This is a genomic window from Moorena sp., assembly GCF_982860115.1.
Genome location: NZ_CEYLVT010000025.1, coordinates 1 through 26,525 on the forward strand (window position 1 = coordinate 1; position 26,525 = coordinate 26,525).

A 26,525-nucleotide genomic window follows, 5' to 3' on the forward strand; every position below is an offset into this window, starting at 1 on the left:
CGGAACCTGCGTCCGCACCTTGTAAGCCCCGTGGGAACCCCCAAGACCGCGCTGCATCGCTTGATTACTCTTTTCTTGATCAATGATTAACATTTGGGTAGTTTACCCCCTATTTGATCTATTATATGAAAATATTTGGTGAGATTGTGGCAATTTGGCTCTCGAAGTGTCAACGGAAAAATGTAGCCAATTGCGTCGCATATTTGGCTACATCTTTGACCCAATCTACTGAAAATTTATGTCATTAATACTGAGATTTTGGGCATCAAGCTGGAGTCTTGCCCAGTAAATTAACGGTTTCAGGGCTATGTGGGTCAAGACAAAGTAGTTAGGTTGGAGTAAATAAAATATTTTAATATAACACAAATAAGTTTAATTGTAAACCATAAAATGTAGCTAGTTTGACAATTAACCCAATCTTCCTTGTCTCCCCTCCCAGAAATCCCTAGATTTATGTCTTGGTAATTGGCTATCCAATCATGATATAGGGTTGTATTTGAGATGTAAACCTGTACGGTCTTTAATGCACAATAAAACTGAGGATCTCTTCTCCCTCTTGGCTAAAGCCGGTGCCTCTTGGGAGGGGTTAGGGGTGGATCCCACGCTCCCTACTCCCTACTCCCGCGCAACCCAGGACGAAAGTCCCTCAACCATCTGATTTTCTAGAATCAAACTTAGTAAGGAACCCCTCGATAGGTTTTTTTAGACTCTTTTTGATCCAATTCCTGAGAATTGGAAGATAACTCCGATTCCGGTAGCTGGATCAAGACATCTTGCTTCTGGTAAGAAATTCCTCGATATTTCTTTTTAGACAGCCCTTCAAGAGATTGCTCAGTAATTTCCTGACACCTAGGATGCACTTGAAACTCAGATTCCGGAATTTCTTGCTGCTGATTGAGATTACCGGTAGGTACTTTTGAAGTTGCCTGGGAATCAGATTTTTTCCGATTGTACCAGTATCCGAGGTTTTCAGTAACTATCGAAGCTTCGGAAGCTGAAACATCTTTCGGGAGTGAATCCGGTAAAACTGCCGTAGGAAACTGGTTATGATTTCTAGATTCTTCACCATCAAGATGTCTAGGAGTTTCCGCTTTATATCTAGGTGCTTTTAGTAATAAAGAATCAGTAGATTTAGGTTGATCACTCTTTATTGGTGAAGTAAAAACATCGTCGGTTACACTTACCTCTTCTTGCTCAATCCAAATGGTCAGATAATGGGGATGTTCTAAAATCAAATACATAGGCGGAGATTCATCATATATTTTACATAAACAAAACTTAAATGCTTTTGGATAAGCATTTGGAAAAATATCAAAACCTCTACTGAATAGTTTATTTTGGAAAATAATTGTAGAGTTATCCAGCCACTCAATCTTTTGAGTCGCTGCTTCTTGATCAATGATAAACATAAGATTTTTAAATTGCTTTCCTTGATTAAACCGGATGTAGCTTTTCCTAGTAAGCGTGAGGTACATTTAAATTTGATTCCTTGCTCCCTGCTCCCTACTCCCTGCTCCCTAAAACTAAGGAGTAAAGTACCTCACCCGATGGATAACTGCTATAGCGTTTTTAAATGATTCGTGAACGAAAAACTATCTCAAACTACTGTTTAAAGAGGTTTTTTGTTCACAACTCAAATGTAAACCTTCTAGTTCATCATAAATCAGCATTCTATCAATTAGAGTATTTTTAAGACAAAATACTGATAAATAAGCGAATTATTTTAAGTAAATTTTCTGATAAAATCAAGTATATCTTAATACGCAATAAAGTTTTTTGTTACTTAAGCTATCCGTTAGTATTTATGAACGTTATGACCCGTTTACGTAGAATTACGGTAGTGGTATTGCCTTTAAGATAAGTGGTCGTATTCAATTAACGTTGATTATGGGAATTATAAAATAGTGAACTGGAAACTTTGAACAGCAAAGAATGGAGTAACTTTAAAAAAGTTACTACAGTTAATATAATTTATATCCAGGTAGTTACTCACTTACTCCTGAACACTAATTTCAATTGATAGAGCCGTTAATTCTGGAAAAACGATCACAAATTTCCGTAGAATTACGGTAGTCACTTAGCAAGCCTTTAATCGATCAGACACCCTACCTATGAAAATCAAGCACGTCATCAATCTCCACAAAGGACTTACCGCTCTAGTAGTGCTGGGATTAATGGTTTTCTACCAGAATTTCACCCTTGGCCCATGGGTTTACCTAGCCCTTCATGGTACCTATGGGGTGATGTGGCTACTCAAAGACCGTATCTATCCAGACAAGCAGTGGGAGGAAGAAATGCCGATTGGCATGGGAATTCTTGGCTTCGGAATACTAATGCTCTACTGGGTTGCTCCCTTTATTCTGATCAGCAGTGGTTCTGAGCCTCCCTTACCCCTCGTAGCTGCTGCCATTTCCATTAATGTCATGGGAGTTTTTCTCCACTATGCCAGTGATGCCCAGAAATACTATACTCTCAAGTATCGTCGTGGATTAATCACAGAAGGATTCTTTGCCCGCTGTCGAAACACAAACTACTTGGGAGAAATCCTGATCTACTCTGGTTTTGTCATGCTAGCTCAGCACTGGCTACCCTTTGTGATTTTGGCAGCTTTTATCGCAGGTATCTTTATTCCCAATATGCTCAAAAAAGATAAGTCTCTCTCCCGCTATCCAGAGTTTGCTGACTACAAAGCTAATTCTGGACTACTACTACCACAGCTATTTTTAGCTACTACTTCCCATCCAAACGATCCAGATTTGGCACAAAAAACTAGGTAGTCACAAATTATCCCTCTTCTGTCAAACTGGTGTCAAACCTTGATTTTTCGTAGGCTGAAATGACGCAAATTCCTTCGATTGTCCCAAAATGACAGAAGAGGATTATAGCATTTATCAATTCGGTGAAGTACAAAGCCCTGGGTTGAGCGGGAGTAGGGAGTAGGCTGACTGCCTGACACATCTTGGAAAATGACTGACTCCAGTAGTGGTAAACTGATTTTCCATGCTCATATTGAAAACGACTGCATTTAATTCTATGATGCCCTCAAGCCTGGAAGCAAGTTTTGAGTAAGCTTAGTTAATTACCAGAAAAGGAGATTTTGTCACGTAATGTTGCAGATTCTTGACTCTACCCTAAGAGAAGGAGAACAAACTCCTGGTGTTTATTTTTCCCCTGAAACCAAGTTATTAATTGCTCAACTTTTAGATCGAATTGGTATTGATATTATTGAAGTAGGAAATCCTGCTGTTGGTCCTGAAATTTGTGAAGCTGTAGCCTTGGTTTCTAATGCGGGATTGAATGCTAAGATTGGTGCTCACTCTCTTTGTCGCATCGATCATGTTCAAAAAGCATTAGATTGTAAAATCGATTTTTTGGGTATATTCCTGAGTGTTGCCAATCACCGTTTAGAGCGTGACTACCAAATTACAATCGAAAATGCCATTGAGCAAGTGGTGGAAGTTATTGGCTATGCCAAAGCACAAAACCCAAACCTATTAATTCGCTATACACCAGAAGATACCACACGTACCTCAATCGAACAAGTTATTGAAGTAGCAAGCGCTGCGGTACAAGCAGGCGCAGATATTATTAGCATCGCAGACACAACAGGATATGCTACTCCATTTAAGAACGATCGCAGTTACTCGTATTTTGTCAAAACTTTGAAGGAAAAACTAGCTGGACAACAGCTATATCCTAAAATTGCTGTTCATTGTCACAATGATAGAGGTTTAGCACTGGCTAATGCTCTTGATGCTTACCAGGCTGGAGCAGACATTATCGATGTAACTGTGATGGGGTTAGGAGAACGTGCTGGTATTGTTGATTTAGCAACATTGTTGGTCAATTTGGGCGAGATGGTTGAATCAGAATTGCCTTGGGAGTTTAACTATCTTAAGGAGATATACCATATTGTGAGTGAATATTCCCATATTTCAATTCCGCCTATTTTACCCATTATGGGAAAAAATGCGTTCACTCACTATGCTGGGGTTCACGTCAAAGCAATTGCTAAAGATCCGATGCTTTACCAAAGTTTAGATATTGCTAGTTTGACAAACAAAAATAACTTAGCTTTAGGAATGCAATCGGGCAGAGCTTCAGTTGAGTTAGCTCTGGAACAAATTGATCAAGAGGGATTTACCAATAATAGGCTTTTCATGAATTGCATTCTCAATGAGGTTAAAGTGCTGGCTAAACGAGGGACTGGTATTGATATTGACAACGAATTGCCCCACATAGTTAATCAATGTTTGGCTTTTGATAATTGTGAATAATATTCTCACTTTGAGTGAAGAATGCTTAGGTCTAGAACAGTTTACTAATAATGCCGTTAAACCAAAAACAAACTGAGTCTATAGAGTCTATAGAGTTGAGCTCTGGGATTAGATACGGATTATCAGCGGTTGATGGCTGGCTGCCGCTTGTTGAACAGCCCTTGTTTATTTTAGTTGGGTTGACGGGAGTCGGGAAAAGTACACTTATCAATGCTTTATCCGATACAGAGCTAAACTTTACGCTGTTTCCTAATCGTCGTACTTTAACTGATAAATTTATTATTCCGACGGTCATGCAGATCGATGGAGCAGAAAAAGAAGATGATATTACCTGCCGTGTTACACGCTTCTCCTATACCCGTCGCTATAAGCAACTTTTTCCTGAGGGAATAGTCCATATTTTGAGCAAATTACAGATTAATCCGTCTCAACTTTGCTTTCCACTACTTTTTGATGGTTTGCGAGGAAAGCAGGAAGTAAAATACGCAATCAAAATTCTACCAAAAGCTCAGTTTTTAGTTTTGGAAGCTCCTAACTATGTCCGATTGGAACGCCTGTTAACTCGTAGGGATTTGTTTGATCGCATTGCGCAATCTAGCCCAATAAACTATAATTACAATGAAAATAAAATTAGTAGTTTTGCTGAATTAGGGATACCAGAGGATACCAATCTTTTTTCCCATGAAGAAACACAAGAGATCCTAGCCAAAGTGAATAAAGGTTACTTTTCCATACATGACTTACGAGATTGCTTAAAGATTATAGTTGCAGAAAAATGCAACTATAATCCATACGAAACTAGATCCATTTTAGAAGATTTAGCCCCAAGTCGAACTCTGTTCATTAATACAACTAGCTATGCTCCTCACTTGATTGCACAAGAGGTTCAGTGTTTTCTCTCGTCTTAAGATATGACGAAACCATCTAAGCAGTGTTTTTCCCTAAGATGGCGATTTTTGATTATCGTCCTTTTACTGCTAGGAATCTTCTTCCGCTGCTTCAATCTAAACCATAAAATCTACTGGCACGATGAAGTTTATACCTCAATTCGGAGTTCTGGCTACACCGGAGATGAAGTAATTAAGGAAGTTTTTGATGGTCGGGTGATTGGTGTTGAAGACTTACAAAAGTATCAGCATCCTAATCCTAAAAAAGATTTAGGGGATACTATTAATGCCTTAACTACAAACCCAGAACATCCACCCCTCTATTATTTAATGGCGCGGTTTTGGCGGCAGCTACTTGGTGCTGCTGTCAATAATCCTAGGGGTTTATCTGTTCTATTTAGCCTGCTGGTTTTTCCAGCTATCTATTGGCTGTGCTTAGAATTATTTAAATCCCCTTTAGTGGCATGGGTAGCGGTGGCACTTTTAGCGGTATCTCCCTTTCATGTACTCTACGCTCAAGAAGCACGGGAATATAGTCTATGGACATTGACTATTATCTTATCTTGTGCGTCTCTGTTGCGAGCTATCCGCAAAACTAAGGATAGTATAAAAGTAACAAGCTACATCTGGTCATGGGTAATCTATGCTGTCACCTTGGCACTTAGTCTTTACACATTTCTCTTTTCTATATTTGTTGCCATTGGACATGGAATTTATGTCTTTATTATACAACGGTTTCGCTTTAATAAAATTATTTATGCTTATTTGATAGCATCTGGTGCAGGGTTCATAGCCTTTTCCCCTTGGTTAGTTGTGGTCGTTAGTAACTTAGCTATCATTCAGCATAAAACCCATTGGACAACACTTCAAGTCCCTTTATCATTTTTGGTTAAAATCTGGGGGATAAACCTTAGTTTGATATTTTTTGATTTTGGAATACCACTGGAGCATCCATTTACCTATATAATTCCACCAATTTTAGTTAGTTTTGTGGGATATGCAATTTATTTTATCTGTCGTTATACTACCCAGCGAGTTTGGTTACTGGTTTTAACGTTAATCATGATTACTGGATTAGGCTTAATCTTACCAGACTTAATTTGGGGAGGACGACGTTCAGTAAGTAGTCGGTATTTCCTACCTTGTTATATCGGAGTGCAGTTGGCTGTTGCTTATGTAATTAGTATGTATATAACTGGGTATCTATCAAGGGCTAATTTAATCAAGGCTAATTTAATAACACAGAAGGTCTGGAAAGGAATAGTAGCTGTGCTGCTTACAGGGGGAGTTATCTCTTGTGCTATTAGTTCTCAAACAGAAATCTGGTGGAACAAGCAAGTTGGGGCTCACAATCCTACCATCGCTAGGATAATTAATCAAGCTGAGCGACCTCTGGTAATTAGCAATGTTTCTTCAGTGAATCCTGGGGATGTGATTTCTCTTAGTTATTTATTAAATAATCAAGTAAAATTTCAGTTAGTAATTCCCCCTACTATTCCCGATATTCCTCAAGGGTTTAGTGATGTGTTTCTATTTTATCCCTCTGAACATTTGCAACAGGGACTTGAGGAAAAGTATAGTACTAAGATAGAGTGGTTTGATGATTCGACGGTAAAGCCCCTCGGAAAGTTAAGGCTTGAATGATTAAATGGTTAGCAGTTAATAATTGGAATAGGTAAATGGATGATTTGACTATTAACGTTGTTGGATATACTGAACGATTATCAGAAATTAAGTTAATCAGGGTGCAGGTTTTTCAGATTGAACAAGGGGTAGCACCGGATTTAGAGTTTGATGGTAAGGATGAAATAGCTAAGCATTTATTAGCCTATTGCAATAATCAGCCGGTAGGCACAAGTAGGGTGAGATATCTAGATGATAAAACAGCTAAAATAGAACGGTTAGCTGTCTTATCTGATGCTAGAGGTAAGGGCATTGGGCAACAGTTGATGATTAAAGCATTAGAGTTAGCTGAGCAAGCTGGAATTAAGGTAGTGGTAGTTCATGCTCAAGAGTATGTGAAAGGACTTTATGAAAAGTTAGGTTTTGAAGTAATGGGAGAGTCTTTTGAGGAGGCTGGTATTGTTCATGTGAAGATGGTGAAGCAGTTAAAATCATATACAGTTTATCATAAATGTTGCATCAACCAACAAAACTTTAAATAAAAGGGTTTACTACTCCTTCATTACCTATTTATATAGGTGGTTTAATGCATCTATCCCCGCCCCTCTAGCTTCTGTCGAAGTACACTCGCAAGGGGAATACCAGCTTCTACCAATTGATACACCAGATTAGAATAATGCTGTAGGATTTCCTTATCTCTAAGAATTTGCCGCTCAAAGTTGTTCCAAATACGGTCTAATAATTCGGCTGTGCGTTTTCCATTCCCACGCTTTTCATTCCAAAGGTTATGGATAGCATTACTTGCACATCGATTCAACCATTTGAGTGTTGGTTGTGGTGCAAACTGCCAGCCAATACCATTGAGCATTGTAAGAAGATGGCTATAGGTGTAAGGATTATGACCAGCTACCCTAACCCACTTGTCAAAAATATCAATAAAAAGGTGGGCGTGCTGCCAGTCATCCTTAATGCGGGAACTACCATGTTTGATAAAGACGATCAGCTGTAAAACTGCCCGAGTCTCACGATCAAGGTAATCACAACTGACTTTTCTAGCAATTTCTGGACTATCCAGTACCCAGTTACAAATTTCTTTCCAAATTTCTAAAGCTTGTGCAGTTGGGCCTTCGACGTAAGCAATATGATGGCTGATATATCCATCGAGAAGATCAGCCGTCAGTTCTCGAACCTGAGACCAATTGTCTCGCAAAGGTGTCAAAATGTGGTGACGAGTCTCCTCAACACTGAGCGATTTTGTCAAACATGCTGCCCAATTAAAGATAAAAGGATTCCAGCTATAGGGCTTATGAGACTGGGAATAGGCTTTACCCTCCACTGGCAAGTTGTCTACAATTGTTCGAGCTACTAAATCGTCCCAAAGCTGGAGCAATTTCTCTTTAGTGTCAGAGTCTCGACATAGTTCTGTAAGTGGCAAAGCATAAAGCGCATACTGAGCCTGTTCGTGAAGAAAAGCAATGTTTCTTGCTGTGGGAATTCTAGGAAGCTGAGGAATTTCCTCTTTTGCTAAATACTCCAAGTGATTCTGAATAACATTGTCTTGCCAAGTTTCTAGCTCTTCATAGCTGCTTCCAAATTGCCCAACAGGAGTTCCATAGTAAAGTTTCCCAGGAATTACAGATAGCGAGAGACAAAGGCTCAATGCATTCCAACATAATACCGGATCGATAGTCCATGCATTTTGTAGACTACCAAATGCTGCTTTTAGCACTTCTTCCCCATGGGAAAAGCGTTTCAGTGACTCACTTATTAACTGGAAAATCTGTTGCCTTACTTCAATATCTACTACACCATGAGTAGCTAGTAAGGCTAAACCTCGCCCAGCATAAACTTTCACGCTAGACCTTGATATAGCATACATAGATGCTTCAGCCATACGAGCAGCCGCAAGTAGAATAGCACGACACCATTCCAAATGATTCTGTGTTCTTACCCACTCAAAATCTGCAATGAGAATTGCTGCTGCAACACCTACTATTGCCTGAAGACGAGTATGATCACGGATATCTTCTTTATCCGTTTCAGTAAAGTCTTCGGATGTCTGTAATTCCTTGGCTGCTGCAACAGCCTCTTCTAAAGTCATCCGCTCTTTTGGTCTACCATCTGTAATGGTTTGTTTCGCCCATAGGTATACGCCAAGCAAACGTTCCCATTCAAGGTTAAGGGCAAGAAGCTCCTCATTACGTTGTTGAATTTCTTCAGGGGGTTCTACAATAATCTCTACGTAATTGCCAGATTGGCGTTGTTTATAGTTTTTAATATCGCCGTATATCTGAAATTTTTTTACATCTTCCTTTAAATAAGCAATCATTTTAGGATCTTCTTGATCTCCTTTGGTAAAAAAAGGAAGATTTTTATCGAAATCCTTAGTTGCTTGCTGAAATAAACTTCTAATATGGTTATCGCCTGACAGCATATACATTACAGCAATATTTCTAATATCCCTTGATCTTTGAGGTCTTTTATCCCGTTCTTCAAGGAAGTCATATATCAGTTTATTTTTTTCTAAAGGGTCAAAACGAAAAGTGCCTGATAGATCTAATACATAGCGATAAATATCCATGTTCCAAATCATCGGGCTACTAACAATAGGCAAAGCTGCCTTGAGACACTTTTCTGGATAAGCAAGTGCCATACTTAAGCAAATACCTAGCACAGCAACAGAATTGCTCCCACTCAATATTTTTTCAAAAAGAGCTTCAACATCTCTACCTGATTCAATCTGTCTTTCCATCCACTCTTCTAATGCCATCAAGGCAGAACTGACTGAATATGGACCAACAGTTGTTCCTCGAAACCAGCAATAAACTTGAGGATCACCCCAGAATTCACGAGAACCAGAGGGTAAGTGAATAGTGACTGGTAGAGGAGTCAATGGGGGTGAGTTAAGTTTTTTTCGCTGTTCGTACTCACGCCATTTTTCAGATGCAGTATTGGCTAGAGCATGGACTAGGCGCAGTCCTTCATCCTCATTATTAAGTAAGAGATATAAGAAGGGTCCTTGGACAGGTGCAGGTGGACTAAAAATTAAATTGTCGTTTATACCAAATTTTATATCTTCTAGTGAGCTAGTTATTATTGTAGGAATACGAGGGTGATTTTCTGGATTGATTGGCTTTTGGATAAGCACACTGAGTACAAAATCGACAAATTCTATTGGAATTGAATCGACAAGAGGCTTGAAGTCTTGAATTTTAGAAATTACATCCTTTTTCGTGTCGTAATTCCCAGACTTAGCAAGTTCACTGAGATAACTTCCAACTTTCTCTGGCAGAAAATCTGCTGAGTGCAGCACAATTCTGTGTAAGCGGTTCTCGTATTTGTCTTGGTCATATCTTGACATTACCAACCTCTCTTTACTTCCGTTTCCTTAAGCCATGCGATCGCTATCTCACCAATCTCTCTTTTATAAATTGCCATTGCTGGTGTTTTCGTCTGCCATGTCTCCATTAATCTGGCAGCTTCTGGGCGAATGGCAACAGATAAATTGTTAATACGCTTCAGTAACCAACCCATGAAAGGTTGCCACACTGACCATCTTGGGATTGGATCGCTCATCAAAAGTGGCATAAGCTGATTAGCAACTTCTTGTTTTTTTTGTTCAGACAGAGGTATTAGTGAAAAGTTTGGGATAACTTCTACAGTTCGCAATGCAACCATTAACTCGATCAGTCGTTTAGCATCATCGGCAATTAGGAATGACTCGGCTTTGTCTAGCAATTCATTAGCACGAGGCGTTACTAATGGTACAGTTAGTAATGCTTGTCGCCATCTAGGAGAAAGTTCCGAAGCTTGCTCAACTTGCTCTATCAGTTGTATCCAAGCATCTGCTGTCTTATAGTTTTCTAGCAAAGTTAACCCAAGCAATTGAACAGCTCTGTACAAGCCCAACGGTTCATCTAGTTCTTGAAGATAAGCAGATAAGTCCTCACGACGCTGATCCAACAAGCGATACATCACCCAATCTTCTAGCAAATCATGACTAAAGCGATACACTTCCCGATCGGGGTCTTGTACAATGATTCCATCTGCCGTGAGAGAAATAATTGACTCTGGAGTAACAGTTTCTTCAACAGTAAAATGCTTGCCAGGAGATTTAACAACCTGTCTCCCCAATTTCAAAAGGGAACTTTTTCTATCACGACCGGGGACGGAACCTTCATTACCAACCAGTCTGTCCCACCAAACTTTGCTAATTTCAATCTCTGTAGCAACAGGTGGTAGGTCTTCTGGGTTTGGAAGCATACGTGGGTCTTCCAGAAGCCTCAACATCAAAGGATTCTTGAGAATCGGTGAAAGTTGATTCACAGATAACAGTGGTTTAAGTCGAGGACTATATTCGACAACACTTTGAAGTTCCTCTCGGGTTAATTCCGGTACTTGCAACCTTGTTGGCTTTCCTAATGCGTGCCAATTCAACCATCTATAGACTTCCTGAAGATTTTCCTCCCGTGCGGAGAAAACAACTGTCCAATGCCGAGAACCATCTTCACTGAGTGGAACCTCCACTAACGTGTGAAGTAAATCATTCACAACAGCACGTTTACCTCTCTCAACAATCCGATCAACCCCATCAATGAAAATAGTAGGTCGAGAACTGGCGCTCAATGCTACGAGAAGTTTATTCAGTGGTTGCCTAAGTTGCAGAGTACTGGCATAACTACTCCAACCTACTCCACTGATCCGATCTCCTGAGATAACTAGGACTGGCCCTTCACCTCGTTGATGCTCAACAAGAGTCTTCAATAGGGCTGATTTACCAACCCCAGATGAACCGACTATCTCAATTAGGGACGCTTCTGAAAGCTTTTCTAGGGCATTAACAATTAGATCGGTTCGGCTAAGTCTTAAACCCCCAATATCAACCCGGATGTCATTTAGCGCGAAACTTGATTCTTGTCGTAATTTCTCAAGGTCAGAACGACAATCAACGGATGAAAGCAAGGAAAATTTAGCCTGCAACCTCTTTATCAAAATATCTGCGTTAAAGCTGCCAGCAGTTCGATTAGCCTCAGCAGCCAAATTAACAAGTTCCGTGAAAAGTTGCGGGGCTTCAGGTTTTTTATCAGAATTTAGTAGATGGCTCAAAATCTCAACACTATAGCTATAGTCACGGGAACCATCTCGTTGAAAGTCGAAATACAGAATAACCATCGAGCGCAGAAAGTTCCATATTTCATCATTGGTTACAGTACTGTCCGAGTAGTTATTTAATTTGCAGCAAATTAGTTTAACAAAGCTACGCTGCTTCTGATTAGTCAAACGGTGTTGGTTGATTCTATTTAAGAAGTCATCTGCATCCTTACTGGTACGCGCCCAAGTAAGAACGCTTTGATAATATTCATCAATATTTTTTGAATACAGCCCGATTCCAATCCCAAAGCGATCGATACCAACCTGAAAATTCGTAGATTTTAAAGTCTTCCAACAAGCTTGGATTACTTCATCAAAGGTTTTATCTTTTTCCCCAAAAGTTAAATCTCGTTTAATTTGGAGAGCAAGCTTAGCCTCACCGCCTGGAAGCTCTGAAACAATAATCAGGTCATCTAGCGGCTCTCCCTCATAGAGACGCTGAAAACGTACTTCTCGCGTTACTCCTGCGTCTTGACCGCGAGGAACTGCTTGCAGTAGCAATGCTGCTAGGTAGTAAGCACCAACTTGGTTTTCGTAATCACTTCCAGCACCTCCGGTTGAGATAGGGCTTGCAACTTTTGTCATGGTGATATTCAAGAGCCCTACTCACGGGCATTTCTGATTTATAAAATAGCTTCATCGTGGGGTTAAGCCGCGATCCACATAACCTGATGCCCATTTAAATTGGTTTTTACCCGTTCTCAAATCCCCTGTTCCCTGTTACATTATAGCAATTTAGGTATCCCAATCTAAATGCTGAACAGCTTAATTGGATGCTCACCGTTCTCATAAAATACCGTTACCTTTTAATAGCTTGCTTACTGGTATCGAGCATGACTCAGTTTTGAGCGCAGTTTCTCAACTACTACTTCCCCATCAAGTACTACAAGAAGCCACACTATCGATCTCTACGGAGTCAGATGAATCACTACCCGCTGATTGAGAGCGCGAGCGATTTTGTGCAACATAGAAAGGGAGTGTCCTTCATAATCAGCATCTTCCAGTCGTGCAATCACAGGCTGCTTTGTACCCACAAGTTCTGCAAGCTCTTTCTGGGTTAACCCCGCTTTTGTTCTGGCTTCATAAATCAACTGTGCCACCTCTGCATTAAGAGAAGCTTCTGCTATCATTTCCTCCATCTCGGGGTCGGTACGAGTCTTCTTGTTAAGAATTTTAATCGCATCAGAAGTCTTAGTCATTTTCTTCCTCCTCTACATAGGTATGAACATCTGGGTTTTGTTAAATTAAACCCTTTATCAAGATTGCCCGTTCAATATCAATTTACTCAATCACTACAGGTAAGATTGTTGTAGCTAATTGATCTGAGCACCTAGCACTCACCACTATGAAAAGACGCTTTAGAGATCCAGTAATTCTAGGACTAATTTGGCTAGGGAGTGGATTTTGCGATCGCATTTGGTTTGCCCTAGATCACTCTGTCCCAGCTTGGGACCAGGCGGATTATTTGACCGGTTCGTTGAATTACTGGCAGGCGTTGCAGCATCCTCAGTGGTTCTCTGGGGAGTGGTGGAGCAGTTTTTGGGCAATTTCGTCAAAAGTCCCGCCATTGACTTATATTATTGCCGCAATGGTTCAGCAGCTGTTTGGAACCGGACCAGAGCTAGCTACGATAGCGCTAGTTTTATGTAGTGGAGTGTTAATTGCTTCAGTTTATGGATTAGGGCTGGTATTATTTAACCGCCAGGTAGGGTTATGGGCTGCTGGTTTAGTCATGTTGTTACCAGGACTATATCGCTACCGTTTAGAATTTTTGCTGGATTATCCATTAACCACAGTAGTCAGTTTGTGTTTTTGGTCCCTAACAGTGTGGTGGAGTTTGGGAAAGGCCAAGACACCCTTATCCCGAAGCACAGTAAGACAAGGATGGTTGTGGGGGTTGGGGTTTGGGGTTTGTTTAGGATTAGCGTTGCTAGTTAAGCAAACCGCCATATTTTTTCTATTCGTGCCAATCGCTTGGGCTGGGGTAAGGGTTCTGTGGCAGAGGCAATGGCAAAGGTTAGCTCAGTTAATCAGCGGTTTGCTGGTATCAGTTTTGCTATTTGGTCCATGGTACCGGATTAATTGGTTGTTGATATTGACCTCTGGGAAGCGAGCAACCATAGATTCCGCGATCGCAGAAGGAGACCCAGCCCTCAATACCCTTGATGCTTGGGTTTACTACTGGAAAATCTTACCTTACCTGATCTCTTGGCCACTATTGTTAATACCGATAGTAGGACTGTTAATTTATGGGCTCAAGTATTGGCTCAAGCAATCTTCTATCGCAAAAGCGAACAATCTGCCATCCCCCCATCCCCCCATCTGGTCACTAACCTGGCTAGGGGTCTTCATAGTGGGTGGTTATCTATTGTGTTCATTGAATATTAATAAAGATGCTCGCTATATCTTGCCATTAGTTCCAGTGCTATCACTGTTTCTGGCTTATGGCTTAACCTGCTGGACTAATCGTTGGGGTAAACCGATGCGTTGGAGCACGGTAGGGCTAGCAACTGTACTGATGATGTTGAATCTATTTCCATTAGGAGGTAGGGGATTGACTCAATTACTTAGTCCCCGTGTACAACATTTGCCCTACTTAGGACAGCCATGGCCTCATCGGAAGGTAATTGCTGAAATCATCAAAATTCAACCTTACTTGCGCTCTAACTTAGGAGTATTACCGTCAACCCCAGACATTAACCAACACAACTTCAATTACTATGGTGCATTAGCCAATTTCCAAGTATACGGGCGTCAAGTGGGAACCCAAGCCAAACAAGTGAAACAGGATATGCGATCGCTTTCTTGGTTCCTCACTAAAACTGGTGCCCAAGGGTCAATCCCAGAATCCCAAGCAGCTATTGTTCAGGCAGTTGAGCAAGGGTCAGAGTTTGAGCTACACCAGACTTGGGAGTTACCCGATGCTAGCCAACTGAAACTGTATCACAAGCGGCAGCCACCAATAGCCGTAAAACCATTATCGATAAAGCCTGTGGGTGACCAATCATCCATAAAACCCACTACTTCAAGTTCCAGAGTTAAATTAGACCAAGTCACCGTACCAGAAACATCTCCTGCTGGAGTACCTGTACCAGTAACTTATCAGTGGACTGGTTCTTGGGAGCAATTACAATCTGGCATCGTTATCCTAACCTGGCAACCTACCCTACGGGAACCCCAAAGGCGAATAACCCACGGATGGTTACACGACCATGGTATTGCCATGGGAGAACTACACTCTTCCCAATTACCACCTGCCAATTCCCAATTTCAAGTCATTGAACGGATGGCGATGTTTCCCCCAGCAGATATCCCAGGTGGAAGCTACACCCTAAAAGCAACTTACCTCAATCGACAAACTCGCGAAACCTATCCGATACAAGTACCAACGGTTACCTTGACCATTGATCCAGCAGCTACCCCCATACCTGCACCAGAACTAGATTTAATCACCCAAATGCGGATATTATCCACTAATTTACCTAAAGGACTCAATGCCCTAGAACCGGTTTTTGAAGAAACTGCCCGCATTAACCAGTACGATCCGATTCAGGACTACTTAGAACAAGCAGATTTAGCCTTAAGCTATCGGCTGGAATTGGAACCGAATAACCTAGACTTGGCCTATGCTCTGGCCTTGAGTAGGGTATTGCAGCAAGATGTAGAAGGTGCGATCGCAGCATTAAAGCGAGTCACCCAACTTGACCCCCAAAATCCCTATGCTCACGCTTATCTTGCCTTCGTCTATCTCTATGATTGGGATGGAAAAGATGGAGAAAATGCCCTAAAACCTGCCCTTAAAATCAACCCGACTATTCCCGAACTACAAGGCCTATCTGGTATAGCTGCCTTGATGCAAGGTAATGTGTTCAAAGCTTGGAGTGTTATTCAGGGATTAGAACTTGAAAGCGAACGCTAATTGTAAGCATATGCGCTATGCGCACGCTGCGCGAACAGCTATCAGCTATCAGCTATCAGCTATCAGTAGCTTGGCCACAGGCTCAAAGCTACTGATAGCTGCTTTTGAATAAAATAAGCCATTCCCTATGGGAATGGCTGACGGCTGACGGCTGTTCGCGTAGCGTGGCCAAAGGCCAACGGCTGACTGCTGACTGCTGACTGCTGAATGCTTACCCCTAATATTATTTCATTGTGAATAAATTGTGAATCAATGGCTCAATAGGACTAAGTTTTTTAGTCTTTATTGTTCTTTGCATATTTACCGTTACTCATAACCAATTACCCATCCCGACCGCTTAATATTTTGCAATAAAATTTACTAGATTTATTTTAAAAGTTTCAGTATTTTTATTGAGGTAATTGAATTCAGGGTTATTAATAATTTACTTAAAAGTAGTAAAAAATTATAGAAAAGAAGTTATTTGATAGTTATCAAACTAACCTGTCCATATATTTTAATGTATTAAAATAAACAATCTTATGAAAACAAACTTCAAAAACAAACAACCTATTGATTTACTCAAACTGACCCAAAACCTATCACTAGCTATTCTAGGGTCTGTTTTGAGTTTCACCGCCATGGAAGTTGCTAACCCAGCACGCTCTGACGCTTTTGTAATTTTTAACCGGTCTGGTAGCACACTCGGAGGTGGCTCCCGATGGGATGCAGCTCCAAGGACTATCCAAGGACAAGATCGTTCCTTGGACGGCGGATTGCGATACTCACTACAGGGCGGTTCCTATGAAGCTTTCCGCGATTTATTCACCTGGGATATTCTTCCTAGTGTCAATGAGTTTCAAAATGCCATTGAAGCTGCTTTCAACGCCTGGACTGTAGTTGACCCGGTTTCTGGCTTAGGTACTGATTTGTCATTTGTAGCAGATTTAGAGACACCAGTAGTAGGTACCGGTAGAGGAGGCGTTAACCGATATGGTGCCGAAATTGACCTGTTGGCATCGACAGATGCAATTTTCTGGAATCCTGGAAATACTTCACCCCAAGGTGAATCGTTTTTCTATTACATCAACGATACCGTAACTCTCACTTCTGGAACGGAAAATTACACAGGTTCAAGCGCCATTATCGGAGCAGATATCACCTTCAACAATAATGCCGGAACAGTATATACCCTCGACTTTTTCAGGCGATTGTTGACCCACGAGATCGGTCATGCCATTGGATTAGGGGATATTGAGGGAGACATCAGTCCTAATAGATTTATCGACGACAACTATGATGGCAGTACTAGCGCCACAGCTCTAGCCACATTGAGCAACCCGATCGCCCAACTAATCGATCCCCTCAATCCAGCCGCTTCGCCATTTTCATTGTTTACAGTTCCAGATCAGGATCCGGGTGTTGACACCCCAGGCGTAGATATTCTGATGGAATCCCGGGGACTAGGCATAGCTCCAGGCAACCCAGTCACCAACCTTAGCCCATTGGTTAATGATGACTACGCTGGTCGGCAGTTCCTGTATCCAGTGTTGTCTGAGGCTAGCCCCTCTGAGGCTAGTGTTAATGAATCTACTGCTACATTGGGTTTACTAGCCCTTGGTCTTGTAGGTACAGGTTTGAGTACTCAAGGCAAAAAAGCAAGCAACAGAGAGTAGATACAGCTATCAGATCAGCTATTTACACCAAATAGACAGACACAGACACAGGTAGTGGTGCTGAAGTCCTACCTTTTCTCAAAAAAAATCTAGACTTCAAGGCTTTCTTTCGGATATAATCAGAAACTGGTGCTTTTAGGCATAAGCAAAAACCATGAATGCTCAAGAAATCATTCGCTCCCTTGAAGCGGAACAACTAAAGGAAAAGCTCCCTACCATCTACGTCGGTGACACCGTCCGCGTAGGGGTACGGATTAAAGAAGGTAATAAGGAACGGGTTCAACCCTATGAAGGCACTGTGATTGCCATGCGCAATGGTGGCATTAATGAAACGATTACAGTACGCCGGATTTTCCAAGGGGTTGGTGTGGAACGGGTTTTTCTACTCCATTCTCCAAAAATTGCTAATATAAAAATAGTCCGTCGAGGCAAGGTGCGTCGAGCTAAGCTATACTATTTACGCGATCGCGTTGGTAAGGCTACTCGCATCAAACAACGCTTTGACCGTAGTTTATAACCTTTTTCTGGCCTAGCATCAAGTTGGTTGGTGTAAATGCCAAAATTAGGGTATACTAGATCAAGCGAGAGGTTAGTAAACAGCACAAGAAAATGTTGCAGAGTCTACCAAAAACTATTATTATTTGTTAGACTTAAATTAGGGTAACACCGACAGGGATTATTATGTAACTTAAATTAAAGCCGAAAACCAAGGGTTTAATAGTTGCGCTCTCTATCCCGGTGTAACCAACTTTGTTGACATTTTTATGGCGCTCGCGGGATATTCCGTCAGAGCTTTGGGAGATACCCCCTGGATGCTATTGCATCTTGCATTGGCGAGCCTTGGTCTATCTTGGTAGACTTTGGTAGCTAAAAAGTATCGGTTAACCTCTACCTCTCTACTCCATCTGCGTCCTTAGTTCAGTTGGTAGAACGCAGGTCTCCAAAACCTGATGTCGGGGGTTCGAGTCCTCCAGGGCGCGCTCAAAATTGGTATAATACAAAAGTTAGGTGCGCTTTTCCTAGGCGGATTGGATTCGCTGCGGGTCGCACCTTTGGGATGCCAGGGTTTAGCTGAGCAAATCCAGTGGGATTCCTTCAGTTCAGGGGGCTGAGTAGGAGGGTTTGACTAAACCATCAGGACTAGTGGATTGTTGTGCTTCAAGCCTACCAGCTAGACTATTCCCGACGCAAGGAACAGGAAATTGAGGCCAGTAAAGCCGACTTGTGTCATCTAATCCCTGGCTGGATTGACTCAGCACGGTGCGCACATAGCACTCAGCACCGACCATGGTAGACCGATATTAATGCGTTGATGGGGGAAACGAGAAGTTGTGGCAAAGAAAACAAAAGCTGAACCAGAGACTAAAGAAACTGAATCTGGGTTTAACCTAGGTAATTTCTTCAACGAAACCAAAGAAGAACTCGCTAAAGTCGTTTGGCCTTCTCGGCAACAGTTAATTAGTGAATCAGCAGCGGTATTGTTGATGGTTATTCTGTCTGCCACCATAATTTACTTGGTAGATGGTTTATTTTCCTGGGCATCAGGACAGGTATTTTGATGAGTTTTGCTGCAGACGAATCCCAAGATTTCGATCAAGAGGTATCAAAACCTGCAAGTCCACGTTGGTACGCAGTTCAGGTTGCTTCTGGCTGTGAAAAACGGGTTAAGACGAACTTGGAACAGCGTATCCAAACCATGGATGTAGGGGACCGGATTTTGAAAGTCCAGATTCCCCAAACACCTACGGTGAAAATCCGTAAGGATGGTTCTCGGCAACACAGCGAAGAAAAAGTTTTCCCTGGCTATGTGTTAGTCCAGATGGTGATGGATGATGAAGCTTGGCAAGTTGTCAAAAACACACCAAATGTGATTAATTTTGTTGGGGCAGAACAAAAACGCCGCTACGGGCGTGGCAGGGGACATGTTAAACCCGTACCCCTCAGCTATGGTGAAGTAGAGCGGATCTTCAAGCAAACCGAAGAGCAAGAGCCGATTGTCAAAGTAGATATGGCAGTAGGGGACAAAATCGTGGTGCTATCTGGTCCGTTTAAAGAATTTGAAGGGGAAGTGATTGAAGTTAGCCCCGAAAGGAGCAAACTCAAAGCCTTACTCTCGATCTTTGGGCGGGATACACCAGTAGAATTGGAGTTCAATCAGATTGAAAAAACAAGCTAGACCCTAGATCATGGCTAAAAAAGTTGTTGCATTGATTAAGTTAGCGCTCCCAGCTGGGAAAGCTAACCCAGCTCCCCCCGTCGGACCAGCACTCGGTCAGCACGGGGTAAATATTATGGCATTCTGTAAAGAGTACAATGCCAAAACTGCTGATCAAGCTGGTATGGTGATACCAGTGGAAATATCCGTGTTTGAGGATAGAAGCTTTACCTTTATCCTCAAAACTCCACCAGCATCTGTACTGATCAAGAAAGCTGCTGGCATTGAGAAAGGTTCAGCACAACCCAACCGTACTAAAGCTGGCAGCCTTACTCGGTCCCAGCTGCAAGAAATAGCCCAAACTAAAATGCCTGACCTCAATGCTAATGATATAGAAGCGGCAATGAAAATTGTGGAAGGCACAGCTAGAAACATGGGTGTAGCCATAACCGATTAGTAAGGATGCATAGAAAGAGTGAAGGATGAATTGACGCTGTAACCTGCAACTTTCAACTTTCAACTCCAATGTATTAACGTAAACTATAGAGGGGGAGGAGTTTTACTTCGCTAAGTACCCCAGGAGATACAGATGCCCAAGAAACCATCGCGTCGATTACAAGAACTAAAAAAGAAGGTTGAAGAGCGACCTTATGAACCCATAGAAGCTCTCAAACTCCTCAAAGAAACAGCCACGGCTAAATTTGCGGAATCGGCTGAAGCCCATATTCGCTTAGGAATTGACCCAAAGTATACTGACCAGCAACTGCGCACTACAGTAGCTTTACCGAAGGGAACAGGTCAGACGATACGAGTAGCAGTGATTGCTCGGGGTGAAAAAGTCTCGGAAGCTACTAATGCAGGGGCAGACATTGCCGGTTCTGAGGAGTTAATTGCAGAAATTCAAAACGGGATGATGGATTTTGACCGGCTAATTGCTACGCCGGACATGATGCCCAAAGTAGCCAGATTGGGTCGTCTCCTCGGACCACGGGGCTTGATGCCTTCTCCTAAAGGTGGTACAGTTACTAATGACATAGCTCAGGCAATCCAAGAATTCAAAGCTGGTAAACTAGAATTTAGGGCTGACCGTACTGGCATTGTTCATGTTATGTTTGGTAAGGCATCCTTTAGCCCCGAAGACTTACTGGTGAATCTCAAAGCTTTGCAGGAAACTATCGACCGCCATCGTCCATCTGGCGCGAAAGGTCGCTATTGGCGCACTTTATTTGTGTCTGCCAGCATGGGTCCATCGATTGAAGTGGATATCGCTATTCTGCGTGAACTCAAGCTTGAGGGTGCTGCGTAAAACGGAGATTATAAATTACCGGACAATTCGACAAAACCAACTAGACAATTGAAGAAGGCTTGCGCTGAAGACAGCAGGAGTAACTAGCTTAATATCCTGCCGAGGTTAAAGTACTATGTATCATCTGCCCAGGCACTGATCCTACAGTGAGTGCGAACGCGGTAATGATACCACCCTTAACCCCGGCCAAGCCTCCGGGGTTTTAGTTTGGTTATTTGTTATCCGTCAGATCTATGTGCTACGCACACGCTACGCGACCGACCGTTCAATACTTATTATTCTTGGTTGAGAGTCAATTGAAAATAAATAATATTTATTTTTATTTATTTTTATTTATTTTCAATTAACAATTAACCAATTAACACTTAACAAAATGGGTAGAACACTTGACGAAAAAAAGACAATTGTGGCGGAGCTCAAGCAAACCTTGAGTGAGTCTCAGCTGGCTGTAGTTATTGATTACCAGGGGCTGTCGGTTGCTGAAATTACCGATTTACGGAATCGTCTGCGTCCCACTGGCACCATTTGCAAGGTGACCAAAAACACCTTCATGCGGCTTGCGGTGGAAGAAGACGAAAACTGGCGGCCAATGACGGAATTCCTCAGTGGTACTTCAGCCTTTCTCCTGGTCAAAGACGATGTTGGTAGTGCCATCAGAGCCTACCAGGAGTTTAAGAAAACCGCCAAGAAGACTGAATTTCGCGGCGGCGTGATGCAAGGTCAAGCCTTGAATGAAGAGCAAGTTAAGGCAATTGCCGACTTGCCTTCTAAGGAGGAACTGATCGCGCAAGTTGCTGGAGCGATTAATTCTATCGCTACCAAACTTGCTGTCGGGATTAATGAGGTACCAGCCTCCTTGGGTCGTAGTATTAACGAGGTGCCAGCTTCTTTGGGTCGATGCATCCAAGGTATTGCTGCCAAGGAAGAAGGCGACAGCTAGTACTCGGTTTTCCCCCTTTCTGAGATTTGTACAACTCTCAAGTACAACACTCAACAAATTAAACAATTCACCTAAAAGGAGTTATATCAATGTCTGCTACAACTGATGAAATTCTGGAAAAATTAAAATCACTGACTCTACTAGAAGCGTCTGAGCTGGTTAAGCAGATCGAAGACGCTTTTGGTGTCAGCGCTGCTGCTCCTGCTGGCGGTATGATGATGATGCCTGGTGCTATGCCTGGTGCTCCAGCTGCTGAGGCTGAGCCAGAGGAGGAGAAAACTGAATTTGATGTGGTTCTAGAAGAGTTCCCCTCTGATAAGAAGATTGCTGTACTTAAGGTGGTGCGTACAATCACTGGTTTGGGTCTCAAAGAAGCCAAAGAGTTGGTGGAATCTGCTCCTAAAGCGATTAAAGAGGCCATTGCTAAAGATGCTGCTGAGGACGCTAAGAAGCAACTGGAAGAGGCTGGTGCTAAAGTTAGCGTCAAGTAACATCTACTATCATGTCTGGTTGACTAATCATCATATCCCTTATCGGGTAATTGGTAATTGCTAGTTTACGATTAGGGACTATTTGCTAAGTGATTCACGGCACTTGAGCTCAGTTGAATCAACCTCAATTTTTTGGGAGCCGACGCAATCGGCTCCTTTTTTTTTGGCGGGGAATCCCGCCTAGGGCTTGAGAAGACGCTGATTTCAATAACTCCATCCGGTCACCGAATCGAGTCAGTGAATCCAGTCACCCCATGAAGTAATTAACTTCACCGGTTGATGTGATTTATATCACACCTTTATATAACTATATCGATAATACTGATTATTAGTGAAAATTATAAGATTAGTCAGCCAAGTCTTTTAGTTTATCATTTCAGGGCAAAGCATCTGATTATAAGCTCAGGATTATAAGCTCAGGGTAGCGCATCTCTGGGTAATAAAATATATCAGCCAAGACATATAATATCATCTCTGATTGACTAATTATCATATCCAAAATCAGGTAATTTGGAATTGGTGATTTGGAATTGGTGATTTGGAATTGGTAATTGGTAGTTGAGGATTACCCATTACCGATTACGCTTACCCAACAATTTAGAGACTATTTTATAAGTGATTAACCGGACTTAAGATAATATATCACTTCAGATCACTTCAGTAAAGCTGTATCGGTGTTTTACGCTAAACGTGAGATGAGCTCTAAATTTTGTGGTGTGTTTCACGTTTAACTACATTCTACCTGCATTTCTGCTCAAACAATTCGAGCAGAGGTCGCTGTCATCAGTAACCTATAAGCAATTCTTTGCCAACGAAACGATTCACTCGTTTGCCTATAAGTATTAGGGTGGCTTTGCCAGTAAACTGTGAACCTCTGTATCCTAATTTAGCATGTCACAACTAAAATCGACACCGCTTATCCTACAAGAGGAAAATAAATTTCCAGACTGTCTGACGATGGAGCTTAAAGTCGAGCCAGTCTCGACAGGCATTTTTTCATCTCGCGAGAGAGAGCAATTGAAGATATACCTGACTATTCAATTTAATGAACAGTGGGTGCAGACGCTATTGGGTCGAGTTAGGTTCGGACTCAAAGGTGGAGAACTCAGGCTAACGCTAAAAAATGGCAAAATCCCTTTGGCAGCTCGTAAGTTAAGTGGCTCATTTGAGCCTGCTGTTGATAAAGAGAGGAAGCAGCAAGAGAGTAAGGAAAATCACAGCCAAGTCGAGGCTTCTTGGGATAAGAATAAACCTGGCGTTAAAGCTAACCATCGTGAAAAAAATACAGGAGGGACAACAGATGGGTTTCAGTTCATTGATTATCAGATCACAACGAAGGGGTCAGAGGAAACTCCAGCTTGGGTTTTTGAAGTAAAAACCGGTCAACCCGTGTTTAAAGGATTACTTAAAGAAGTCGAGCTGGGAACAATAGATGTAATAGCAAAGCCTTGCTACATAGAAGCTACCTTTGAAGTTTCTATGCCAGATGTTCATCTGACTGGAGCTGAAGGGTTGTGGTCTCCCGAAATTAGTCGGGAAGAACGTGTAGTCTTAGATAGAAAGATTGCCTTACTGATTCTAGAGCACCAATTAAAACCTTATTTAAGTAAAGTGGTACTAAATTATGACTAACGAACAATCTAAACCGGTGAATAACGAAAAATTTAACCAGGAGTTGGAAGAATTAATCAAAAGTGTTGAAGGCGCTAACACTACTAATTTTTCTAAACTGGCGAAGATAGCTGATCTAAATCTTTATGAAGACTTGGCTAGAGTTGACTTAAGCGGGGTTAACTTAGAAAACGTTAATCTGAATAATGCTGATTTAAGGGGAACGATTTTTAGGAATGCCAATCTGAGCGGTGCTGATCTTAGAAATGCTAATATAACCGGTGCTGACTTTAGTAATGCTATTTTATACAAAGCTCAATTTGGTAATAATTTAGGGCTTACTGAGGAGATTATATCTGCTCTCAAGGCTCAAGGGGCAATTTTTTTTGATGATTCTGAGGAATTATTGCTTCCTACAGAAAAATTACATAATGTAGAAGTGCTCTGGAAGCAGGGTATCAAAAAAACCCTTTTAATGATAGAAGAATTGAGTGCTAAGGATGTGGAGTGGATGATTGCTACAGGAAGCAAGAAAGAAATTATTGCTAATACTACACTTATCGAAGAAGGGAAAGAGATTGATGCACTGTATATAGTGTTGGACGGACAGTTTACAGTTTCAGTTGAGGGCAGAGATATTGCTGAATTATCGGGAGGTGAAGTAGTGGGGGAAATGTCTTTTTTAAAACGAAGTTTACCTTCCGCTACTGTTACAGCTATAAATGACTCAGTAGTGTGGTCAATTTGTCGGCATAAGTTGCAGGAAAAACTACACCAAGATACAGATTTTGCCTCACGTTTTTACAAAGCTATTTCTATTCTTTTAGCTGATAGATTACTAGGCAAATCTTATAAAAATAAAGCTTTACAAATTCAGCAATCACCTAACTACTATGGCAGCTCTAAAAATCTTAATAATCCGGCTGATTTGACTCGTTATGCTACACAACAAAAATTCGATTTTCTAATCAAAGGATGTCGGACAAGTGCTTGAGTTAAACCCAACTATTGACCAGTTATCGAATTAATCAATTCGGTGAGGTACTTTTGTCCTAGATTTCGCAGGAGTAGGCAGTAAAGATGGAGGGCTGCCCATAAATTCTGGATTCTTATAATGACTTGAGCAATTCTGTCTACTGTCTCCTCCTGAGAATAATTAGTTAATACATAATTAGAGGGAGTGATAAAATCATAACAAGGGTGTTGGACAATCCTAGTATTAGAGAATGGGATTTGGCGATCGCGTAGCCTCGCATGATTAATTGATTTCTCTTTTATTACCGCTAAACCTTTTGAATAGTCTATCATGGCACTTAAAGGAATATTCATCATCACGTGAATAGTACTCTTTAATCCAGGTTTGTAAAAATTCAAAATTCGCCTCTTGTTCTTTGGGAGTCTTGTACTTATGAGGCTCCCATGGTCTGAGTCGATTGTTTTCTAGGCATTTTTCAACTCCAGGATTCAAAAATATCATCTCTGATGAATAGTTGGCGGCTGTTTCAATTAAACTTCCGTAGCATCCTTCAATTATCCATCCAGGATTTTTTTGAATAAAGTCGATTAATAATCTCTCGCTTTCCGCATCTTCTCGTCTTACTCCTGGTAGATCGGGTATCCAAGTAATAGTATCTAGATCTAATATGGGTAAGCTTAACTCAACCTGTAATTTTAAGGCTAAGGTAGTTTTTCCCGATCCAGAGTTGCCGAATATTAGTATCTTTCTCATGATAAAGGAAATAGACAAAAGGTAAGCATATACGCTACGCGCACGCTAAGCGAACAACCCTTAGCTATCAGCTATGAGCCGGGGAGCTTTGAGCACTAGAGTCTTGCTCAGGGAATTAGGATTGCTTTTTACTTTAAATCCGCTTCCCAAACACCAATGTAAATGCGATCGCTACCGTCTCGTTGAATCACACCCCGCAAGTTGTTATTATTTCCACTGGAAAATTCATAGCTCTTAGACTCGCCCTGATATACATCTTTCAGTCCCTGTTTAATGTTAGTGGAGATGTTGTTACTGAGCAGCTTGTTTAAGGTCTGTGACATGATTTCTAAGTCAACGGCTTGGGAAAAGGTAACTTCCGTTTGGCGCAGACGCCCAGAACTTCGATCAAACAAATATCCTAGGTCTACATGATTGGGAACAACGTTTTTATAAAGAAAAGCGCGAGTCTTCCACATGCCGTTTGATTGTTTTGTGGGCTTGCCTAAAGCATATTCCACTGCTCTTCGCTGAGTTCCTGGGGCAAATTTGGGAATAGCGTTGAGCTGAGCAAGATTTGGGTTATTGGTCTTGTTTTCTACGATGGGTGAAGGTTCGGTGATAGGTTTCGGTGTCGTTACTGGAACTGGTTTTACAGTAGTTTCTGGTTGTGATGGGGATGTTGGTGTTACCGGATCGGTTACCTTAGTTTCTGGTTGTGATGGGGATGATGGTGTGACCGGATCAGTTACCTTAGTTTCTGGTTGTGATGGGGATGATGGTGTGACCGGATCAGTTACCT

At 41.6% G+C, this 26,525-nt stretch carries 23 protein-coding genes, 1 tRNA gene, 1 pseudogene and 1 other annotated feature; of the genes and pseudogenes, 18 read left to right on the top strand and 7 right to left on the bottom strand.

Translation table 11 applies throughout. The features are described 5' to 3' along the window. Window positions 1-523 precede the first annotated feature (523 nt). Window positions 524-658 (top strand): hypothetical protein, encoded by a 135-nt coding sequence (locus AC4II3_RS06835; protein ID WP_488009537.1) that lies wholly within the window; start codon window positions 524-526, stop codon window positions 656-658. 16 nt (window positions 659-674) lie between these two features. Here the strand turns inward: AC4II3_RS06835 and AC4II3_RS06840 are convergent, their stop codons facing one another. After that, window positions 675-1,409: a hypothetical protein gene (locus tag AC4II3_RS06840; RefSeq protein ID WP_488009539.1), complete on the bottom strand. Its 735-nt coding sequence runs from the start codon at window positions 1,407-1,409 to the stop codon at window positions 675-677. A 702-nt stretch (window positions 1,410-2,111) separates the two neighbouring features. On the opposite strand from AC4II3_RS06840, the gene AC4II3_RS06845 reads away from it, so the two are divergent. The 5 genes from AC4II3_RS06845 to AC4II3_RS06865 all read left to right on the top strand — a co-directional run bounded on the left by AC4II3_RS06845 (window position 2,112) and on the right by AC4II3_RS06865 (window position 7,329). Beyond that, the gene (locus tag AC4II3_RS06845; protein WP_488009541.1) at window positions 2,112-2,777 is read left to right on the top strand and encodes a methyltransferase family protein; all 666 of its coding nucleotides are present in this window, start codon (window positions 2,112-2,114) and stop codon (window positions 2,775-2,777) included. A gap of 330 nt (window positions 2,778-3,107) precedes the next feature. Next, window positions 3,108-4,277 carry a LeuA family protein gene (locus tag AC4II3_RS06850; RefSeq protein WP_488009543.1) on the top strand — a complete coding sequence of 390 codons (1,170 nt, stop codon included), beginning with the start codon at window positions 3,108-3,110 and terminating at the stop codon, window positions 4,275-4,277. A 50-nt stretch (window positions 4,278-4,327) separates the two neighbouring features. Continuing rightward, entirely contained in the window at window positions 4,328-5,185 is an 858-nt protein-coding gene (locus tag AC4II3_RS06855) for an AAA family ATPase (protein WP_488009545.1), read from the top strand. 3 nt (window positions 5,186-5,188) lie between these two features. Continuing rightward, entirely contained in the window at window positions 5,189-6,808 is a 1,620-nt protein-coding gene (locus AC4II3_RS06860) for a glycosyltransferase family 39 protein (protein WP_488009547.1), read from the top strand. Window positions 6,809-6,843: 35 nt separating this feature from the next. Next, window positions 6,844-7,329 (top strand): GNAT family N-acetyltransferase, encoded by a 486-nt coding sequence (locus tag AC4II3_RS06865; protein ID WP_488009549.1) that lies wholly within the window; start codon window positions 6,844-6,846, stop codon window positions 7,327-7,329. A gap of 50 nt (window positions 7,330-7,379) precedes the next feature. On the opposite strand, the gene AC4II3_RS06870 is transcribed toward AC4II3_RS06865, so the two are convergent. The 3 genes from AC4II3_RS06870 to AC4II3_RS06880 all read right to left on the bottom strand — a co-directional run bounded on the left by AC4II3_RS06870 (window position 7,380) and on the right by AC4II3_RS06880 (window position 13,137). Next, window positions 7,380-10,148, bottom strand: a complete 2,769-nt coding sequence (locus AC4II3_RS06870) for a hypothetical protein (RefSeq protein WP_488009551.1) — start codon at window positions 10,146-10,148, stop codon at window positions 7,380-7,382. Further along, window positions 10,148-12,523 carry an NACHT domain-containing protein gene (locus tag AC4II3_RS06875; RefSeq protein WP_488009553.1) on the bottom strand — a complete coding sequence of 792 codons (2,376 nt, stop codon included), beginning with the start codon at window positions 12,521-12,523 and terminating at the stop codon, window positions 10,148-10,150. Before AC4II3_RS06875 ends, AC4II3_RS06870 begins: the two co-directional genes overlap by 1 nt. 323 nt (window positions 12,524-12,846) lie before the next feature. Further along, window positions 12,847-13,137 (bottom strand): helix-turn-helix domain-containing protein, encoded by a 291-nt coding sequence (locus tag AC4II3_RS06880; RefSeq protein WP_488009555.1) that lies wholly within the window; start codon window positions 13,135-13,137, stop codon window positions 12,847-12,849. 146 nt (window positions 13,138-13,283) lie between these two features. On the opposite strand from AC4II3_RS06880, the gene AC4II3_RS06885 reads away from it, so the two are divergent. From AC4II3_RS06885 to AC4II3_RS06900, 4 genes are all read left to right on the top strand, one after another. Continuing rightward, entirely contained in the window at window positions 13,284-15,857 is a 2,574-nt protein-coding gene (locus AC4II3_RS06885; protein WP_488009557.1) for a phospholipid carrier-dependent glycosyltransferase, read from the top strand. Window positions 15,858-16,378: 521 nt separating this feature from the next. Continuing rightward, on the top strand, window positions 16,379-17,512 hold the full coding sequence (locus tag AC4II3_RS06890; RefSeq protein ID WP_488017234.1) for a zinc metalloprotease: 1,134 nt from the start codon (window positions 16,379-16,381) through the stop codon (window positions 17,510-17,512). A 154-nt stretch (window positions 17,513-17,666) separates the two neighbouring features. Further along, window positions 17,667-18,029, top strand: coding sequence for a 50S ribosomal protein L19 (gene rplS / locus AC4II3_RS06895; protein WP_293075436.1), 363 nt, complete (start codon window positions 17,667-17,669; stop codon window positions 18,027-18,029). A 390-nt stretch (window positions 18,030-18,419) separates the two neighbouring features. After that, a tRNA-Trp gene (locus tag AC4II3_RS06900) sits at window positions 18,420-18,492 on the top strand. 120 nt (window positions 18,493-18,612) lie between these two features. Here AC4II3_RS06900 and AC4II3_RS06905 read toward each other — a convergent pair. Next, window positions 18,613-18,801, bottom strand: coding sequence for a hypothetical protein (locus tag AC4II3_RS06905; protein ID WP_488012810.1), 189 nt, complete (start codon window positions 18,799-18,801; stop codon window positions 18,613-18,615). 42 nt (window positions 18,802-18,843) lie between these two features. Here AC4II3_RS06905 and secE point away from each other — a divergent pair, with 42 nt between their 5' ends. From secE to AC4II3_RS06945, 8 genes are all read left to right on the top strand, one after another. Continuing rightward, window positions 18,844-19,071, top strand: coding sequence for a preprotein translocase subunit SecE (gene secE, locus AC4II3_RS06910; RefSeq protein ID WP_070394161.1), 228 nt, complete (start codon window positions 18,844-18,846; stop codon window positions 19,069-19,071). After that, a complete protein-coding gene (nusG, locus tag AC4II3_RS06915) occupies window positions 19,071-19,688 on the top strand; it encodes a transcription termination/antitermination protein NusG (RefSeq protein WP_488012808.1) in 618 nt (205 codons plus the stop codon). Before secE ends, nusG begins: the two co-directional genes overlap by 1 nt. A 10-nt stretch (window positions 19,689-19,698) precedes the next feature. Continuing rightward, window positions 19,699-20,124, top strand: coding sequence for a 50S ribosomal protein L11 (gene rplK / locus AC4II3_RS06920; RefSeq protein WP_008188895.1), 426 nt, complete (start codon window positions 19,699-19,701; stop codon window positions 20,122-20,124). 132 nt (window positions 20,125-20,256) lie between these two features. Then, a complete protein-coding gene (gene rplA / locus AC4II3_RS06925) occupies window positions 20,257-20,973 on the top strand; it encodes a 50S ribosomal protein L1 (protein ID WP_488012806.1) in 717 nt (238 codons plus the stop codon). 46 nt (window positions 20,974-21,019) lie between these two features. Further along, window positions 21,020-21,188, top strand: a sequence feature (ribosomal protein L10 leader region). Window positions 21,189-21,346: 158 nt separating this feature from the next. After that, a complete protein-coding gene (rplJ, locus tag AC4II3_RS06930; RefSeq protein WP_488012804.1) occupies window positions 21,347-21,913 on the top strand; it encodes a 50S ribosomal protein L10 in 567 nt (188 codons plus the stop codon). Window positions 21,914-22,002: 89 nt separating this feature from the next. Further along, on the top strand, window positions 22,003-22,404 hold the full coding sequence (gene rplL / locus AC4II3_RS06935; RefSeq protein WP_488012802.1) for a 50S ribosomal protein L7/L12: 402 nt from the start codon (window positions 22,003-22,005) through the stop codon (window positions 22,402-22,404). 891 nt (window positions 22,405-23,295) lie between these two features. Further along, complete coding sequence (locus AC4II3_RS06940; RefSeq protein WP_488012800.1) at window positions 23,296-24,036, top strand: hypothetical protein; 741 nt, start codon at window positions 23,296-23,298, stop codon at window positions 24,034-24,036. Further along, window positions 24,029-25,009, top strand: coding sequence for a pentapeptide repeat-containing protein (locus AC4II3_RS06945; RefSeq protein WP_488012798.1), 981 nt, complete (start codon window positions 24,029-24,031; stop codon window positions 25,007-25,009). The genes AC4II3_RS06940 and AC4II3_RS06945 overlap by 8 nt, the downstream gene beginning before the upstream one ends. Window positions 25,010-25,273: 264 nt before the next feature. Here AC4II3_RS06945 and AC4II3_RS06950 read toward each other — a convergent pair whose 3' ends face one another. Both AC4II3_RS06950 and AC4II3_RS06955 read right to left on the bottom strand, forming a co-directional pair. Beyond that, the gene (locus tag AC4II3_RS06950; protein WP_488012796.1) at window positions 25,274-25,744 is read right to left on the bottom strand and encodes a P-loop NTPase family protein; all 471 of its coding nucleotides are present in this window, start codon (window positions 25,742-25,744) and stop codon (window positions 25,274-25,276) included. A 128-nt stretch (window positions 25,745-25,872) separates the two neighbouring features. Beyond that, window positions 25,873-26,525: pseudogene (locus tag AC4II3_RS06955) on the bottom strand (serine/threonine protein kinase); the annotation flags it as partial.

What these genes read in the sequence shown, in the direction of transcription:
- AC4II3_RS06890 (WP_488017234.1), top strand. Translation starts at nt 16,379, where the DNA reads ATGAAAACAAACTTCAAAAACAAACAACCTATTGATTTACTCAAACTG.
- AC4II3_RS06945 (WP_488012798.1), top strand. Translation starts at nt 24,029, where the DNA reads ATGACTAACGAACAATCTAAACCGGTGAATAACGAAAAATTTAACCAG.
- AC4II3_RS06885 (WP_488009557.1), top strand. Translation starts at nt 13,284, where the DNA reads ATGAAAAGACGCTTTAGAGATCCAGTAATTCTAGGACTAATTTGGCTA.
- rplA (WP_488012806.1), top strand. Translation starts at nt 20,257, where the DNA reads ATGCCCAAGAAACCATCGCGTCGATTACAAGAACTAAAAAAGAAGGTT.
- AC4II3_RS06840 (WP_488009539.1), bottom strand. Translation starts at nt 1,409, where the DNA reads ATGTTTATCATTGATCAAGAAGCAGCGACTCAAAAGATTGAGTGGCTG.
- rplJ (WP_488012804.1), top strand. Translation starts at nt 21,347, where the DNA reads ATGGGTAGAACACTTGACGAAAAAAAGACAATTGTGGCGGAGCTCAAG.
- rplK (WP_008188895.1), top strand. Translation starts at nt 19,699, where the DNA reads ATGGCTAAAAAAGTTGTTGCATTGATTAAGTTAGCGCTCCCAGCTGGG.
- AC4II3_RS06865 (WP_488009549.1), top strand. Translation starts at nt 6,844, where the DNA reads ATGGATGATTTGACTATTAACGTTGTTGGATATACTGAACGATTATCA.
- AC4II3_RS06870 (WP_488009551.1), bottom strand. Translation starts at nt 10,148, where the DNA reads ATGTCAAGATATGACCAAGACAAATACGAGAACCGCTTACACAGAATT.
- AC4II3_RS06905 (WP_488012810.1), bottom strand. Translation starts at nt 18,801, where the DNA reads ATGGTCGGTGCTGAGTGCTATGTGCGCACCGTGCTGAGTCAATCCAGC.
- AC4II3_RS06855 (WP_488009545.1), top strand. Translation starts at nt 4,328, where the DNA reads ATGCCGTTAAACCAAAAACAAACTGAGTCTATAGAGTCTATAGAGTTG.
- rplS (WP_293075436.1), top strand. Translation starts at nt 17,667, where the DNA reads ATGAATGCTCAAGAAATCATTCGCTCCCTTGAAGCGGAACAACTAAAG.
- AC4II3_RS06950 (WP_488012796.1), bottom strand. Translation starts at nt 25,744, where the DNA reads ATGAGAAAGATACTAATATTCGGCAACTCTGGATCGGGAAAAACTACC.
- AC4II3_RS06880 (WP_488009555.1), bottom strand. Translation starts at nt 13,137, where the DNA reads ATGACTAAGACTTCTGATGCGATTAAAATTCTTAACAAGAAGACTCGT.
- AC4II3_RS06850 (WP_488009543.1), top strand. Translation starts at nt 3,108, where the DNA reads ATGTTGCAGATTCTTGACTCTACCCTAAGAGAAGGAGAACAAACTCCT.
- AC4II3_RS06835 (WP_488009537.1), top strand. Translation starts at nt 524, where the DNA reads ATGCACAATAAAACTGAGGATCTCTTCTCCCTCTTGGCTAAAGCCGGT.
- nusG (WP_488012808.1), top strand. Translation starts at nt 19,071, where the DNA reads ATGAGTTTTGCTGCAGACGAATCCCAAGATTTCGATCAAGAGGTATCA.
- AC4II3_RS06860 (WP_488009547.1), top strand. Translation starts at nt 5,189, where the DNA reads ATGACGAAACCATCTAAGCAGTGTTTTTCCCTAAGATGGCGATTTTTG.
- AC4II3_RS06875 (WP_488009553.1), bottom strand. Translation starts at nt 12,523, where the DNA reads ATGACAAAAGTTGCAAGCCCTATCTCAACCGGAGGTGCTGGAAGTGAT.
- AC4II3_RS06845 (WP_488009541.1), top strand. Translation starts at nt 2,112, where the DNA reads ATGAAAATCAAGCACGTCATCAATCTCCACAAAGGACTTACCGCTCTA.
- rplL (WP_488012802.1), top strand. Translation starts at nt 22,003, where the DNA reads ATGTCTGCTACAACTGATGAAATTCTGGAAAAATTAAAATCACTGACT.
- AC4II3_RS06940 (WP_488012800.1), top strand. Translation starts at nt 23,296, where the DNA reads ATGTCACAACTAAAATCGACACCGCTTATCCTACAAGAGGAAAATAAA.